The sequence below is a fragment of the Flavobacterium frigidum genome (assembly GCF_048286735.1).
Classification (GTDB): Bacteria; Bacteroidota; Bacteroidia; order Flavobacteriales; family Flavobacteriaceae; genus Flavobacterium.
In genome coordinates this window covers 1-14,798 of the sequence record NZ_JBLVPU010000018.1, presented here as the reverse complement: position 1 = coordinate 14,798, position 14,798 = coordinate 1, and the positions used below count along the sequence as shown (strand labels likewise).

Below are 14,798 nucleotides of genomic sequence, written 5' to 3'. Positions count from 1 at the left end.
TTCAGACTTATCAATGCTTTTGGTTATTATTTGTGTACTAAATATAATTCTGCACCATTATACTGGTACAAGATGATTAATGTATTTCGCTAACTCAAATTAAAAAAGAACAATTGGCAATTCATGTTGACGGCTGCCATCTTTAGCACTTGATTCAAACAAAACCAGCGTCAATTTTGAATTCTCTCGTTTTTTTTGAACCGCAATTGTAAAGTCAAAGTTACCCCACTCGGGAGCTCCGGCATCAGTGGTCTGGAACCCCGTCTCTAACTCGTCGTGTCCGTCTTCAATTATCCAGTTGAAGCTTGCCTCAAAGATTTGCCCTTTTCCGCGAATTCTGAATTTATTTTCATCGATGCGTTCGACAGTTACTTCTTTAAAACGTTCATTAGAATATTGCTTTGGCAAATGAATTTCTGACTTTTCATCCTTTATTACTGTAGTTATTTCAGGTATGGTTATTAAAGTGTCATTCACAATTGTGCTGCGCTGATTTTCTTTCTTATTGCATGCGAATAATAATATTGCCGCTAACAAAAATGTCCATTTCATAAATTATATTGGATAAGTTTTTTTTTAAATTAACTAACTAGTTTTAAAAAGATTTGATATCGAAACATTGTGTGGGGGTATTATTCTTTTACTTTAAATCGCTTTAATTCGGACAATGGTTCAATAGCATGGTATCCTTTCCATATTTTAGGATCGTATGATTTTATGGCTATAAGTTTGAATTCATTTTCAACAACTTTAGTAACATCAGTATCTGTTACAAGGGAATGTGATAGATTTAAAAATTCAGTTTTAGTCGTAGAGTTTCCTTCAAATTTTATGTCTAATGATAGAATATCTTTGTCTTTTTTTGTGATTTCAATAAATTTCAAAGGTCGGTTTACATAAAAATAATTTCCATTTTCTTCAGAGGCATAGTGCAGGTAATAATTCTTGTTTTCAGATTTTTTGCGAAACATTAAAATTCCTTTGTTGTTATTTTGGGCTACTTTAATGCCTAAAAGCCATTTTAAATTAACATTGTTAAGTTTTTCTCCTTCGTCAAGCTGGTATTCAGCTCTAAGAACGGCATAATCCGACTCATTAATGTAGAGTTTACCTGTATATTTTGCACTGCCTTTTTTTGGTGAAAACGTAAGTACAAATGCATAATCGTTATCCTCAGTAAAAGTAGTTCCTTCAAATTTGTAACGGTACAGTTCTGGATTATTGATAAAATCATGCTCAGTAGATGTACCTAAATTATTGTTCTGGATGAATTGTGTTAAATTGTATTTGGTAGTTGTTAAGAGCGTACTTTGATCTGTTTTGTTATTTTTTATTTTCTTTTTATTGAAATCTTTTCTTAAAGAAATGGTATCTCGAGAACCGATGAGTCCACTTTTTATGCGGTAATACTTTGTAGAATCTAAGTGTTTTAGCATAGTTTTTATGCCTATTTGTTTCAACTCTTCTGATGAGGTTGCACTTCCCTCATTTTTGAGAACCGTTGCTTTGAGAACGTTCATTTTATGTAATTCAATTGACTTATTGTCTTTTTTAATAGTATGAGTAAATAAATTACACAACATGTCTGTATACTCTTTTGGAGGTGATGCGATTAAAGTGTTTGTAAAAGATTGAACATCACTATTGACTTGCTTGAGTGCTTGTTTTGAAAAACCAGTAGACTGATTTACATCAACTACAACTTCTTTAGGATATGTCGTCGTTGATTTTCTTACAAATAACATATCTTTAATAGGATTGTCGGTATTTCTATAATTTATAGAAATATTAGCCTTTACCGTAGCCATGATAACATAAGGATTGGGTTTTTCACCATTTACTTGTACATCATTTAATTCAAAAATAGTAGGAGTGAGTGCTATGATATAATCTAGTTTTGATAATTGACTTACTTTAACTTCAAGATTTTTATATCCAAGATACGTAATGATTAGTGTATTTTCGTCTTGAATTGCAGTTTCAGATAGGTTAAAAAAACCTTCAGCATTTGAGATCAAATGCTCTTTTTTATCAATATTGATGGTGGCGTAGGGAATAGGTTCTTTAGTAGTGGCATCAATTATTTTTACTGAAATATTTTGTGACCAAGAATATTGAAAAAAGAAAATCGTACTCAATAAGAGCAGGTGTGGTATGAATTTAGATTTTTTTTTGATGGATGTGTTTGTAGATTTTACGTTCATTTGAGTTGATTTACAGTTTGGTGATTGAAATTGATAGCCAAATGTATATGTTATTTCAATACTCAAGTAGCGTAATTGTGCTAATTTTCTGTTAATGTATCTATACGAAAAACCCCATCTCAAATTGCGATTATGAACTTGGGGTGGGATATCTTGTATTTTTTTGCGACTATAATTGTTGGCGCAAAGTCATAGACATTTGCGCTGCGTAATCAAAACCTATTTCATCTCCGAAGCGCGGGGTTAGCCTCCCTAGCAATAGCTAATAGTCGAAGTGAATCATCCCAAATACAAAACCAACTTTCCATTAAGCCTATTGCTCAAATCCGCTGTAACAGCTTTTCGCTACTGCTTTATAATTTAATGGTTATATAGTATTCTGTTATTCTAAATATTACAAAGCAAATAAAAGCAATAACTAATTTGATTATAAATTTTAATTTCGATTGCTGAGATTTATTGAAATTGATTAAATTCTTTAGGCTTTGAATAACGTTATCTTTATTTAACCATAAAATTATTAGGATTAATAATTGGTATAAAATCGCTGCTTTTAGAGCTCCAATATGCACTTCGAAATATATGTCCTGTAAAATCACATTTACAAGTATAGTAGATGTGAACAAACAACCAATAATTCTAGTTCTTTTCATCAAAATCAATGCTCCTCCAATTATTTCAAAGAGTCCTAAAGTTATTGCATATGATTTTGAGTAATCATAAAAAGCCCACATCAATTCCATTCCAGTCATTTCTGAAACAATTTTGTCTATTTCAGAAGCTCCATCAAATTGAAATATTTTAGCTCCACCATAAATAAACATTGCAAATACTACAATCCAACTAATTGCATTTTCAAAAATTTCTATTTTATCATTTCTATCGAATTTCATTTTTTGGTTTTTCTTTTAGATTGTTGCCTACGAGTGCCTGCGTGGCAATGTGGAGGATTAAGGCAACCTAAACTTTCGTGTAAACACCTTTTTGAAAGTACAAGACCATCTTTAAATTAAGCCCAAAACCGACTATTATTACAAACTGCTGTTGAAGTCTGGCTATTGTTTCACAGTAACATACATTGCCATTGTTAAGCCGCTCTTTGAGTTCCATATTCCTAAACTTGATGAGCGAGTTATTGATTCTCCAAACAATTGTCCACTATATCTAAATGGTTCTTCTTCATCCAATTTTTTTGGTAAATATTCTATTGTTATGAAAATAGGTACATTGTATTTTAAATTAAAATTTTGTAAGTCAAATTTATTCCATCCATTTTCTACCTTCTTTTTTACGATTATGTTTTCTGTGGTAATCTTTTCATTTGGCAAATCATTTTTTATGTTGTAAATATTAACTCTAAAGCTTGCTGTATCAGTTTTCACATTGAATAAATTAATATTTACATCTAATAATATTGATGGCTTTTTAAGTTTTATTTTTTTTGCAAACTCTCGAATGTCATTATTTTTGTCATTATTTGCTCTTACATAACCAGCAACTATTGAACTATATGACTTTGTTCCAATTTTTATTTCAGTCGCTCTAGTTGAAATTATTAAAACTTCTTCTAATACAGTTGTTTTCTCTTTTAAAATAATCTCTTGGATTTTTAACTTTATTAACTCTTCAACCTTTAAATTTTTTTCTTCAAAGCCTAGGTATGAAAAAGTTAACAATTCATTTATCCTTGTATTGTCAATAGTTATTGAAAAATTTCCTTTCTCATCTGAAATAGTGCCAATATTTTTATTCTTAATTCCAATATTTACATATTGCAAAGGACTATTTGCTTCGGATTTTACATTTCCATTTATTCTAATTTGACTAAAAGTAAAGTTTGAAAATAAGAGGCAAATTGCTAAAAGTACTTTTTTCATAATTATGTTTGATATGGATTTTTCCTCGTTGGTGGTTAGCTTGCCTACAAGTTATATAAATCTAATGAAACCATCTCAATCTACCATTATTATGTATCTGGGTCTGATAAACATCAAAATTTATATTTCTCAAAAATATATAAAATAAACTACAAAACACTAATAGGATATTTAATTAAATCTTAATTTTCTTACTAGTTAAAAATTGGTTTTATGCAAAAAAAAATCCACAACAAAATTTTAATTTTGTTGTGGATCTAATCCTATAACAGTAATAATGTTCGAAGCTGCAAACTGCGACTGAAAACTGATTCCTAATTTTATCCTTCCATTTTGGCGCTTAGTTCAAACCAACGTTCTTCTTTAAGTTCCATTTTTTGGATGAGGTTTTGCAATTCATTTCCTTTTTTCTCAATGTCAGCATCAGTAATTTTTCCATCCGAAAAAAGTTGCTCAATAGCTACTTTCTGAATCTCTAAATCTTTTATTTCTCGTTCAATTTTCTGGAATTCTTTTTGCTCATTGAAAGTCAAATTTCCGGTTGGATTGTTTTGTTTCCAGTCTTTCTTTTCGGCTTTGTTTTCTTCTTTTTGAGCAACATCAGCACTGTCTTCATAAGCTCTAAAATCAGAGTAGTTTCCTGGGAAATCTTCGACTACACCATCACCTCTAAAAATAAATAAGTGATCCACAATTTTATCCATGAAATATCGATCGTGAGAAACCACTAAAAGACATCCCGGATAATCCAAAAGGAAACTTTCTAAAACATTTAATGTTACAATATCCAAATCATTGGTAGGTTCATCCAAAATCAAGAAGTTCGGATTCTGAATCAAAACCGTACACAAATACAAACGTTTCAACTCACCACCGCTCAATCGATCTACAAAATCATATTGTTTTTTGGCATCAAATAAGAAACGCTCTAACAATTGCGAAGCCGAAATCAATTTTCCTTTCATCAACGGAATAAATTCCCCGTATTCCTTAATGACATCAATAACGCGCTGTCCTGGTTTTGGGTTGATTCCACTTTGAGTGTAGTACCCTACTTTTATGGTTTCACCTACAACTACTTTTCCACCATCAAGGGGTAAAGTACCGGTCAATAAATTTAAGAAAGTCGATTTTCCAGTTCCGTTTTTACCTATGATTCCAATTCTTTCGCCACGTTGAAAATCAAAACTAAAATTAACCATGATCACATGGTCCTTGAATTTTTTTGAAATCTTGTGAAGCTCGATAATCTTGCTTCCCATGCGTTCCATGTTAATTTCAAGCTCGACTTTATTTTCGCGACGGCGACTTTGTGCTTTTTCTTTTATTTCATAAAAATCATCCTGACGCGATTTCGATTTTGTCGTTCTCGCTTTTGGCTGACGGCGCATCCATTCTAATTCTTTCACAAAAAGATTCTGTGCTTTATCTACACTTGAATTTTCAGATGCTATGCGTTCTTCTTTTTTCTCTAAATAATAGGAGTAATTTCCCTTGTATTGGTATAATTTTCCGTTTTCAAGTTCAATGATTTCGTTACATACACGTTCTAAGAAAAAACGGTCGTGCGTCACCATAAACAACGTAATGTTTTCTTTTGCAAAATAGCTCTCTAGCCATTCAATCATTTCTAAATCTAAGTGATTCGTTGGTTCATCCAAGATCAATAAGTCGGGACGATTAATCAAAATGATAGCAAGAGACAATCTTTTTTTCTGTCCACCCGAAAGATTTTTTACTTTCAGTTTGAAATTTTCCAACTTCAGTTTGAATAGAATTTGCTTGTATTGCGTTTCAAAATCCCAAGCATTGTGCTGATCCATACCGTCAAAAGCTTTTTGATAAGCTTCCTCATCTTCCGGATTTTCTAATGCTTTTTCATACGCTTCAATCACTTTTAACGTCTCATTATCAGAGGCAAAAATACTTTCCTCAATCGTCAATTCCTCCTGCAAATTATTGTTTTGAGACAAAAATGCCATTTTGATACCTTTTCTCAATACGACTTGGCCGGTATCCGATTCTTCGAGACCATTAATGATACTCATTATAGTCGTTTTTCCAGAACCGTTTTTGGCAATGAAGGCAATTTTTTGATCTTTATTAATTCCGAACGAAATGTCTTTAAACAACGTACGTTCACCAAAAGATTTCGAGATATTTTCTACAGAAAGGTAATTCACTTTGTAAGATATGAGTTATAAATTGAAAGCTATGCATGCGTTACGAAACATAACTTTTTTGCAAAAGTAATTCATTTACATCAAGTTTCAAGTTTTTGTAGTTTAAGTAATGTCAAAACTAAAAAAGGAGTCTGTTTTTTAGGAGCGAAAGAGTTGGTTTTGGCTATTTTTCCTGCTGTCATTCCAAATGAAATTCACTTAACTCCGATATAAATAGTAACTCCGTTAAGTGTTCACTATATTTTTAAAGAATGAACATAAAATATGTTCCCTTAATCGGGCCATAGGAAAAGTAGGTATTTGTGTTTTTAAACTTTGAACCCTTGCGTCTTTACATCTTAAAATATATCTTTGAAAAATGCAACTATCCGTCATTATCCTTAATTACAATGTCCGGTATTTTCTGGAACAATGTGTTTTAAGTGTTCAAAACGCATTAGAAACCATTGACGGCGAAATCATTGTAATTGATAATAATTCTTCCGATGACAGTTGCGCAATGATGGAAAAGCGTTTTCCAAACGTTAAACTCATCCGAAACCAGGATAATGTTGGTTTTCCAAAAGGGAATAATATCGGAGTAGGGCAGGCAAAAGGAGAATATATTTGTATCCTCAATCCTGATACCGTTGTTGCCGAAGATACTTTTATTAAAATTTTAAATTTTGTCACTTCAGAGGCAGTCGAGAAGAATGATTTAGGAATCGTGGGATGCAAACTCATTGATGGAACTGGAAATTTTCTCCCAGAAAGTAAGCGTGGCGTTCCAACTCCTTGGGTTGCATTTACAAAAGTTGTAGGTCTTTATAAAGTACCACTTAAATCTAGAATAGTTGGAAAATATTATGCCCAACATATAAACGAAACTCAAACAGGAAAAGTCGATATTTTGGTAGGTGCATTTATGTTTATGAAAAGAGATTTGTACCTTGACGTAGGCGGTTTTGATGAAGCTTGTTTCATGTATTCAGATGATATTGATTTGTCGTATCGTATTTTGAAACTAGGGAAATCCAATTATTATTTTCATGAAACGACTGTAATCCATTATAAAGGAGAAAGTACCATTAAGGATGAAACATACATGCGACATTTTCAAGAGGCGATGAATTTCTTTTATAAAAAGCATTTTAGCGTGCCATTTGTATTTTCGATTTTTATGAAAATAGGAATTGTCATTTTTTCATTAATAAAAATGATTCAAGGAAAACCAAGAATAAAAATAGCTCCAAAATCCTATCTATTGTATTCCGCTAACGAAAAATTAGTTGAAAAACTCCGTTTAGTTTTGCAAAAAAAAATCCTGTTTCATGATTTGAAAACAGAAAAAATGGTAAATTCGTCATCTATTAATGATAAACTAGGAACTGAAATCATTTTAGACAATGAATTCATTTCTTTTAAGAACTGTATTGCATTTCTGGAATCTTCAATAGATAAAGGCTTTACATTTAAAATAATTCCCAGTAAAGCTAATTTCTTAATAGGAAGTAACAACAGTAATGAGAGAGGTGACGTTATAAAAATAGAGTAAAAAATTACATTTAATGTAATTTATATTTGAAATATTTAGTAATTTCGCAAACTAAAAATCAAAATCACCTTTTAGGTTAATAATATGGCAAGATTTGAATTAAAACTTCCAAAAATGGGAGAAAGCGTTGCAGAAGCAACCATTACAAATTGGTTAAAAGAAGTTGGAGACAAAATTGAAGCCGACGAAGCTGTACTTGAAATTGCTACTGATAAAGTAGACAGTGAAGTGCCAAGTGAGGTTTCGGGAATCTTGGTAGAACAATTGTTCGGTAAAGACGATCTAGTTCAAGTGGGTCAGACTATAGCGATTATTGAAACCGAAGGTGGAGAGCTTGTATCAATTGTTAAAGAAGCCGTAGCTCCTGAGGTTATTGCTGAAGTGACAAAAACAGTGGATGCCGCAAAAGAAGCAGTTGCTGCTCCAGTTGATTTCTCTGATTCTGAAAAATTCTTATCACCTTTGGTAAAAAATATTGCCAAAGAAGAAGGTGTTTCTGTAGCGGAATTAGCATCGATTTCTGGAACAGGAAAAGAAGGTAGAGTTACTAAAAATGATATTCTAGAGTATGTAAAAAATAGAACAAATCAACCAGTAGTTTCGGCTCCAGTTGTACCTGTTCAAAAACCAGTTGCAGCTCCAGTAGCTCAAAAAGCAGCACCGGTATCTGTAAGTGGTGGCGATGAAATCATAGAAATGGACAGAATGCGCAAGTTAATTGCGGGTTATATGGTCGCTTCGGTACAAACATCAGCTCACGTGCAATCGTTCATTGAAGTAGATGTAACGAATATTGTAAAATGGAGAGAGAAAAATAAAAATACGTTTGAAAAGAGAGAAGGGGAGAAATTAACCTACACACCTATTTTCATGGAAGCGGTTGCCAAAGCGCTGAAAGATTTTCCTGGAATGAATATTTCTGTTGATGGTGATTACATCATCAAAAAGAAAAACATCAACCTAGGAATGGCGGCTTCGTTACCCAACGGAAATTTGATTGTTCCTGTTATTAAAAATGCAGATCAATTAAATTTAGTAGGAATGGCAAAAGCAGTTAACGACTTAGGAGGTCGCGCAAAAGCGGGTAAACTAAAACCAGACGACACGCAAGGAGGAACCTACACAGTTACCAATGTAGGTACTTTTGGAAGTGTTTTTGGTACGCCGATCATCAATCAGCCACAAGTGGGAATTTTAGCCCTTGGAGCAATCCGTAAAATGCCTGCAGTGATTGAAACTCCCGAAGGAGACTTTATTGGAATTCGCCAGAAAATGTTTTTATCTCACAGCTATGACCACAGAGTAGTTGATGGAGCATTAGGAGGTAGTTTTGTAAAAAGAGTCGCTGAATACTTAGAGGCATTTGATGTAAACAGAGATGTTTAGACCTATATAATTGCAATTTAGACCCGACCGATTTTTAAAAATCAGTCGGGTTTTTATTTTATTGTACGATTTGTAACTCACAATTAGACAAGAATTCTTGAAGAAATTACTTGAGGATAATGCGTCAAATTCGGGTTTAACTTATATATTTGTAATCACACAAAAATTAAAAATGGAACTCAAACTCAATAAACCAATTTGCTTTTTCGATCTTGAAACCACAGGAATCGACATTGGAAAAGATAGAATTGTAGAAATATCAATTTTGAAAGTTTTTCCGAACGGAAATAAAGAAAGTAAAACTTGGTTGGTCAATCCAACAATCCCAATTCCGCCACAAACAACTGCTGTACATGGTATCACAGATGATAAAGTGGCAAATGAACCTACATTCAAAGAATTGGCTGCGCAAGTGTATACTATGATCAAAGACAGTGATTTGGCTGGATTTAACTCTGATCGTTTTGATATACCGTTATTAGCAGAGGAAATGCTGCGTGCTGGTGTAGATTTTGACATGAAAAATAGGGTTTCTGTAGATGTGCAAACAGTTTTTCATAAAATGGAAGAGCGAACTTTAAGTGCGGCTCACAAGTTTTATTGCGGAAAAATACTCGAAAATGCACATTCAGCAGAGGCGGATACCATAGCGACTTACGAAATATTAAAAGCGCAATTAGACCGTTATCCAGAACTAGAAAACGATATGAAATCACTATCAGAATTTACTACAAGAAAAAAAATTGCTGATTTTGCAGGAATGATCGCTTTTGATAAGGATGATGAAGAGATTTTTACTTTTGGAAAACACAAAGGAGTAAAAGTGGATAAAATTTTGGAAACAGAACCGGGTTATTTCAGTTGGATTCAAAATGCAGATTTCCCGTTGTACACTAAGAAAGTTTTGACAGCCATTAAACTCAGAAAACTAAATAATAAATTGAACTAATTTTTGAATCTTTCAATCATTAATTTTTTAATCAATAAGGAATGAAAATCATCTGTATCGGTAGAAATTACACCAATCACATAGAGGAGCTAAAGAACGAAAGACCAACAGAACCTGTTGTTTTTATGAAGCCGGATTCGGCCGTTTTATTGAAACAGCATCCATTTGTTATTCCAGAATTTTCGGAAGATGTACATCATGAAATTGAAATTATTGTCAAAATTAGCAAAGTAGGGAAATACATAGAGCCTAAATTTGCACATAAATATTATGATGAAATTAGTGTAGGAATAGATTTTACAGCCCGTGATTTACAAGAAAAATTAAAAGCAAAAGGCTTGCCATGGGAAAAAGCAAAAGCATTTGACGGCTCTGCGGTAGTAGGTGAATTTTTGCCAAAAAGTAAGTTTGGTTCACTAGAAAATATTACTTTTGAATTAACGAATAATAACAAAACGGTTCAAAAGGGGAATTCCAGTCACATGCTCTGGAAAATTGACGAACTCATTTCCTATGTTTCTCAATTTTTTACCTTAAAAATTGGAGATATTATTTTTACAGGAACTCCAGAAGGAGTAGCTGCTGTAAACCCAGATGACGTTTTAGAAGGATTTTTAGAAGGACAACAACTATTTAGAATACAAGTAAAATAATGGCTATAAACTACAACCTTTCAAAAGTGTACGCACTTTCAGATAACGATGCAGAATTCGTAAACGAAATTTTGACCTTATTTGTCACCGAAGTTCCAGATGATTTAATGCAAATTAAAGAAGGAATAAAAAAGAAAGACCACAAGCATGCTTATGCTTATGCGCACAAGATCAAACCAACGCTCGATCTAATGGGTTTGAACGTCGCTTTTGAAGAGATTCTTCAAATAGAAGCTTGGACCAAAGCTGAGGGTAAAAAGAAAGACATCAAAGAAACTTTCAAAAGCGTAAAAAACCAAGTAAATGATGCTGTCAAAGAAATCAAGAAAGATTTCGATTTGTAATATTTGGGCGTGACCCACTGAAAAAGTGGGTCGGGCTTTCCGTTTCAATCTTTTTATTACCATCGTTGTCACTCTATGGTAATAAAAAGGATTTTCACTTCTATCCCTCACGCAAAATTAAGAGTGTACTACTTCGTACAGTTTTTTTATAGTAAAGTCTCACCAAAATAATTGAACTACAAAATGAAAGCAACCATAGTTACTATCGGTGACGAAATTTTAATAGGTCAGATTGTCGACACAAACTCAGGATTTATTGCCAAATCGCTAGATAAAATTGGTGTAGAAATCAATGAAATGATTTCGATAAGAGACGATAAAACACATATTTTAGAAACGTTTGAAAAGCTCCAAAACACGGTTGATTTAGTTATTATTACCGGAGGTCTAGGCCCTACAAAAGACGATATTACTAAAAAAACATTTTGTGATTATTTTGATGATGTCCTCATTGTTGATGAAAAAGTGGAGCGCCATGTAATTGATTTGATTCAGAAGGTAATGAACCGTCCCGCATCTCAAATAAATAAAGATCAAGCATTGGTTCCATCAAAATGTACGGTGCTTCACAATCAAGTGGGTACTGCACCAGGAATGTGGATGAAAAAGGAAAATACAGTGTTTATTTCACTACCCGGAGTTCCCTACGAAATGAAGTATTTAGTCGAGCATGAAATCATACCAAAAGTGGTTCGCGAATATGAGCGTCCTTACATTATTCATCAGACAATTTTGACATACGGCCAAGGCGAAAGTGTTGTGGCAGAACGTATAGAAGACTGGGAAAATAATCTTCCGGAGTGTATCAAATTAGCGTATTTACCAGCGCCAGGTAGAGTTCGTTTGCGTCTTTCGGCGCGTGGCGCAGATAAAGAAAAATTAGAAACTACTCTTGAAAAAAGCGTAAACTCATTAAGTGCTATCATTCACGATATCATCGTAGGTTTTGACGAAGATGAAACCATTGAGGTTGTGGTGGGTAAAATGCTTACCAAGCAAAACAAAACAATTGCAACTGCTGAAAGTTGTACAGGAGGAAAAATAGCACAGCTATTAACTTCAGCAGCTGGAGCGTCAGCTTATTTTAAAGGAAGTGTTGTTTCCTACGCTACAACAGCTAAAATAGATGTTTTGCGAGTTTCTGAACGGCTTATTAACGAGCATTCCGTAGTGAGTCGAGAGGTAGTTTCGGCTATGGCATTGAATGTAAAAACGATGATGAAAACAGATTATGCAATTGCTACTTCGGGTAACGCAGGACCTTCAAAAGGAGATGCAAATGCGGATCTTGGAACTGTTTTTATTGCATTGGCCACTCCAAAAGAAATAATCGTAGAAGAATTTAATTTTGGTCAACCCCGTGAAAAAGTGATAGATAGAGCGGTAATTAAAAGTTTAGAACTATTACAGAAAGAAATTTTGAAAAATGTGCAATAAATATGTTGCTTAATAGGTTTATTTTTCTTTTCTTTGCACCCTGATTTTGAATAACGATAAAAGATAAGTATAATGTCAAGAGTTTGTGACCTTACAGGTAAAAGAGCGATGGTAGGAAATAACGTTTCTCACGCTATGAACAAAACTAAGAGAAAATTTTCTGTAAACTTAGTTAAGAAGCGTTTTTATCTTCCAGAAGAAGATAGATGGATTACTCTAAGAGTAGCTGCATCTACGATAAAAACAATTAATAAAAATGGAATCGCTGCAGTTTTGAAAAAAGCGCAGTCAGAAGGATTTATTAAATAATCCATTCCAAAATAAAAAAATAGCAAGATGGCAAAGAAAGGTAATAGAATCCAAGTAATTTTAGAATGTACTGAGCACAAGACTTCAGGTGTTGCAGGAACTTCAAGATACATTACAACTAAGAACAAAAAAAATACACCAGATAGATTAGAGATTAAGAAATTTAATCCAGTTTTGAAACGTGTAACTGTTCACAAAGAAATTAAGTAATAACTAGAGATTTTGATAAAATCTCAAATGTTCACATTTGAAGATTTTATTTAAATTTAAATAACATTTGAATCATGGCAAAGAAAACCGTAGCATCGTTACAAACATCTTCTAAGAGATTATCAAAAGCCATCAAAATGGTGAAATCTCCAAAAACAGGTGCATATACATTCGTAGAATCTATTATGGCTCCTGAAGCTGTTGATGAATTCTTGAAAAAGAAATAATTAACAAACACATTATATAGAAAAGCTACTTTCATTCGGAAGTAGCTTTTTTATTTTCTATATTTACCGTTAGAAAATTGTATTGGTTCTATGGACTTAAATACTTCATTCTTAATACTATCTTACAATGAGTTTTTTTAAAAAAATATTTTCATCAGAGAAAAAGGACCCTAATTTTAGCGAACAAGCAAAAGAAACTTTAGATAAAGGTCTAGAAAAATCAAAAACAAATTTCTTTTCGAAGCTTACGAAAGCCGTTGCAGGAAAGTCGAAAGTAGATGAGGAAGTCTTAGATAATTTGGAGGAGATTCTGGTTGCATCAGATGTAGGTGTGAATACTACCTTAAAAATAATTACCAGAATTGAGAATCGTGTTGCTGCTGATAAATATGTTGGTACTGATGAACTGAATCAAATTCTTAGGGATGAGATCGCCGCTTTACTATCAGAAACTAACACAGGTGAATCTACTCAATTTGTAATACCTACACAAACGAAACCCTATGTTCTAATGGTGGTGGGAGTAAATGGTGTTGGCAAAACAACTACCATTGGTAAATTAGCCTACCAGTTTAAAAAAGCCGGTTATAATGTTGTACTTGGTGCAGCTGATACGTTTCGTGCCGCAGCAATTGATCAATTGCAAATTTGGGCGGATCGAGTAGGGGTTCCTATTGTACGTCAAGAAATGGGGAGTGATCCAGCATCGGTAGCATTTGATACGTTGCAATCTGCAGTTGCGCAAAATGCTGATGTAGTTATTATTGATACCGCAGGTCGTTTGCATAATAAAATTAACCTGATGAATGAGTTGACCAAAGTGAAACGAGTAATGCAAAAAGTAGTTGCTGATGCACCACATGATGTAATGCTAGTTTTAGATGGTTCTACTGGTCAGAATGCTTTTGAACAAGCAAAACAATTTACTGCAGCTACCGAAGTTAGTTGTTTAGCGGTTACCAAACTTGATGGTACTGCCAAAGGTGGCGTTGTGATTGGGATCTCAGATCAATTTCAAATCCCTGTTAAATACATTGGTGTTGGTGAGGGAATTGAGGATCTTCAGGTATTTAATAAGTATGAATTTGTAGACAGTTTTTTTAAATAATAGTTAAAATGAATTTTTCTTCTTTAAAAAATACACCACCAATGTACCTTTATTTGGTAAGTATAATTTCTTTTGTATTGGCAAATGTGATTCGGGATAAAAGTCTTGCCTTCTATTATTTTTTGTTATTAGTGGGATTTATTTTCTTTATTCTTGGTTTTATTAGACGCATGAAAGCAAAATAAATTACTGATACAAAGCACTATTTTTTTGCCATAAAACGGAATCAAAATCAGATAATGCAAAAGTTGGATTATCAGGGATCAATCCCAAAACCTGTGGGGAAGCAAAAATTAAGCATAAATATTAGTTAGTCTAAAAAGGAAGAATTCTATATTTCTAACTCCTCTGAATTGAGATCTAAATGCTTTTATTTT

Annotated in this window: 16 protein-coding genes; 11 read left to right on the top strand and 5 right to left on the bottom strand. The window is 33.1% G+C overall.

What is annotated here, in order from left to right; all coding sequences use genetic code 11:
- Positions 1–99: 99 nt before the first annotated feature.
- The 5 genes from ACNQGO_RS11290 to ACNQGO_RS11270 all read right to left on the bottom strand — a co-directional run bounded on the left by ACNQGO_RS11290 (position 100) and on the right by ACNQGO_RS11270 (position 6,264).
- Complete coding sequence (locus ACNQGO_RS11290) at positions 100–552, bottom strand: Gmad2 immunoglobulin-like domain-containing protein (RefSeq protein WP_417985304.1); 453 nt, start codon at positions 550–552, stop codon at positions 100–102.
- Positions 553–632: 80 nt separating this feature from the next.
- Positions 633–2,204, bottom strand: a complete 1,572-nt coding sequence (locus ACNQGO_RS11285; RefSeq protein ID WP_417985303.1) for a carboxypeptidase-like regulatory domain-containing protein — start codon at positions 2,202–2,204, stop codon at positions 633–635.
- 353 nt (positions 2,205–2,557) lie between these two features.
- The gene (locus ACNQGO_RS11280) at positions 2,558–3,097 is read right to left on the bottom strand and encodes a hypothetical protein (RefSeq protein ID WP_417948035.1); all 540 of its coding nucleotides are present in this window, start codon (positions 3,095–3,097) and stop codon (positions 2,558–2,560) included.
- Between the two features lie 162 nt (positions 3,098–3,259).
- Positions 3,260–4,081 (bottom strand): carboxypeptidase-like regulatory domain-containing protein, encoded by an 822-nt coding sequence (locus tag ACNQGO_RS11275; protein WP_417985302.1) that lies wholly within the window; start codon positions 4,079–4,081, stop codon positions 3,260–3,262.
- Positions 4,082–4,401: 320 nt separating this feature from the next.
- Positions 4,402–6,264: an ABC-F family ATP-binding cassette domain-containing protein gene (locus ACNQGO_RS11270; protein WP_417985301.1), complete on the bottom strand. Its 1,863-nt coding sequence runs from the start codon at positions 6,262–6,264 to the stop codon at positions 4,402–4,404.
- A gap of 358 nt (positions 6,265–6,622) precedes the next feature.
- Here ACNQGO_RS11270 and ACNQGO_RS11265 point away from each other — a divergent pair, with 358 nt between their 5' ends.
- The 11 genes from ACNQGO_RS11265 to ACNQGO_RS11215 all read left to right on the top strand — a co-directional run bounded on the left by ACNQGO_RS11265 (position 6,623) and on the right by ACNQGO_RS11215 (position 14,606).
- Positions 6,623–7,798, top strand: coding sequence for a glycosyltransferase family 2 protein (locus tag ACNQGO_RS11265; RefSeq protein ID WP_417985300.1), 1,176 nt, complete (start codon positions 6,623–6,625; stop codon positions 7,796–7,798).
- 84 nt (positions 7,799–7,882) lie between these two features.
- Positions 7,883–9,184, top strand: coding sequence for a dihydrolipoamide acetyltransferase family protein (locus ACNQGO_RS11260; RefSeq protein ID WP_417970242.1), 1,302 nt, complete (start codon positions 7,883–7,885; stop codon positions 9,182–9,184).
- A gap of 172 nt (positions 9,185–9,356) precedes the next feature.
- A complete protein-coding gene (locus ACNQGO_RS11255; protein WP_417970327.1) occupies positions 9,357–10,133 on the top strand; it encodes an exonuclease domain-containing protein in 777 nt (258 codons plus the stop codon).
- 41 nt (positions 10,134–10,174) lie between these two features.
- Positions 10,175–10,786 (top strand): fumarylacetoacetate hydrolase family protein, encoded by a 612-nt coding sequence (locus ACNQGO_RS11250; RefSeq protein WP_309758548.1) that lies wholly within the window; start codon positions 10,175–10,177, stop codon positions 10,784–10,786.
- On the top strand, positions 10,786–11,130 hold the full coding sequence (locus tag ACNQGO_RS11245) for an Hpt domain-containing protein (protein WP_309758546.1): 345 nt from the start codon (positions 10,786–10,788) through the stop codon (positions 11,128–11,130). Before ACNQGO_RS11250 ends, ACNQGO_RS11245 begins: the two co-directional genes overlap by 1 nt.
- Before the next feature lie 183 nt (positions 11,131–11,313).
- Positions 11,314–12,567 (top strand): CinA family nicotinamide mononucleotide deamidase-related protein, encoded by a 1,254-nt coding sequence (locus ACNQGO_RS11240; RefSeq protein ID WP_417985299.1) that lies wholly within the window; start codon positions 11,314–11,316, stop codon positions 12,565–12,567.
- A gap of 72 nt (positions 12,568–12,639) precedes the next feature.
- Complete coding sequence (gene rpmB, locus ACNQGO_RS11235) at positions 12,640–12,876, top strand: 50S ribosomal protein L28 (protein ID WP_024980263.1); 237 nt, start codon at positions 12,640–12,642, stop codon at positions 12,874–12,876.
- 27 nt (positions 12,877–12,903) lie between these two features.
- The gene (gene rpmG / locus ACNQGO_RS11230; RefSeq protein ID WP_016988713.1) at positions 12,904–13,086 is read left to right on the top strand and encodes a 50S ribosomal protein L33; all 183 of its coding nucleotides are present in this window, start codon (positions 12,904–12,906) and stop codon (positions 13,084–13,086) included.
- A 74-nt stretch (positions 13,087–13,160) separates the two neighbouring features.
- Positions 13,161–13,313, top strand: a complete 153-nt coding sequence (locus tag ACNQGO_RS11225) for a DUF4295 domain-containing protein (protein ID WP_073370281.1) — start codon at positions 13,161–13,163, stop codon at positions 13,311–13,313.
- 127 nt (positions 13,314–13,440) lie between these two features.
- Positions 13,441–14,421, top strand: coding sequence for a signal recognition particle-docking protein FtsY (ftsY, locus tag ACNQGO_RS11220; protein ID WP_417979250.1), 981 nt, complete (start codon positions 13,441–13,443; stop codon positions 14,419–14,421).
- An 8-nt stretch (positions 14,422–14,429) separates the two neighbouring features.
- Entirely contained in the window at positions 14,430–14,606 is a 177-nt protein-coding gene (locus tag ACNQGO_RS11215; RefSeq protein ID WP_417985298.1) for a hypothetical protein, read from the top strand.
- The last annotated feature ends 192 nt before the right edge of the window (positions 14,607–14,798 follow it).

What these genes read in the sequence shown, in the direction of transcription:
- ftsY (WP_417979250.1), top strand. Translation starts at nt 13,441, where the DNA reads ATGAGTTTTTTTAAAAAAATATTTTCATCAGAGAAAAAGGACCCTAAT.
- ACNQGO_RS11275 (WP_417985302.1), bottom strand. Translation starts at nt 4,081, where the DNA reads ATGAAAAAAGTACTTTTAGCAATTTGCCTCTTATTTTCAAACTTTACT.
- rpmB (WP_024980263.1), top strand. Translation starts at nt 12,640, where the DNA reads ATGTCAAGAGTTTGTGACCTTACAGGTAAAAGAGCGATGGTAGGAAAT.
- ACNQGO_RS11215 (WP_417985298.1), top strand. Translation starts at nt 14,430, where the DNA reads ATGAATTTTTCTTCTTTAAAAAATACACCACCAATGTACCTTTATTTG.
- ACNQGO_RS11285 (WP_417985303.1), bottom strand. Translation starts at nt 2,204, where the DNA reads ATGAACGTAAAATCTACAAACACATCCATCAAAAAAAAATCTAAATTC.
- ACNQGO_RS11265 (WP_417985300.1), top strand. Translation starts at nt 6,623, where the DNA reads ATGCAACTATCCGTCATTATCCTTAATTACAATGTCCGGTATTTTCTG.
- ACNQGO_RS11225 (WP_073370281.1), top strand. Translation starts at nt 13,161, where the DNA reads ATGGCAAAGAAAACCGTAGCATCGTTACAAACATCTTCTAAGAGATTA.
- ACNQGO_RS11240 (WP_417985299.1), top strand. Translation starts at nt 11,314, where the DNA reads ATGAAAGCAACCATAGTTACTATCGGTGACGAAATTTTAATAGGTCAG.
- ACNQGO_RS11250 (WP_309758548.1), top strand. Translation starts at nt 10,175, where the DNA reads ATGAAAATCATCTGTATCGGTAGAAATTACACCAATCACATAGAGGAG.
- ACNQGO_RS11290 (WP_417985304.1), bottom strand. Translation starts at nt 552, where the DNA reads ATGAAATGGACATTTTTGTTAGCGGCAATATTATTATTCGCATGCAAT.
- ACNQGO_RS11260 (WP_417970242.1), top strand. Translation starts at nt 7,883, where the DNA reads ATGGCAAGATTTGAATTAAAACTTCCAAAAATGGGAGAAAGCGTTGCA.
- ACNQGO_RS11255 (WP_417970327.1), top strand. Translation starts at nt 9,357, where the DNA reads ATGGAACTCAAACTCAATAAACCAATTTGCTTTTTCGATCTTGAAACC.
- ACNQGO_RS11280 (WP_417948035.1), bottom strand. Translation starts at nt 3,097, where the DNA reads ATGAAATTCGATAGAAATGATAAAATAGAAATTTTTGAAAATGCAATT.
- rpmG (WP_016988713.1), top strand. Translation starts at nt 12,904, where the DNA reads ATGGCAAAGAAAGGTAATAGAATCCAAGTAATTTTAGAATGTACTGAG.
- ACNQGO_RS11245 (WP_309758546.1), top strand. Translation starts at nt 10,786, where the DNA reads ATGGCTATAAACTACAACCTTTCAAAAGTGTACGCACTTTCAGATAAC.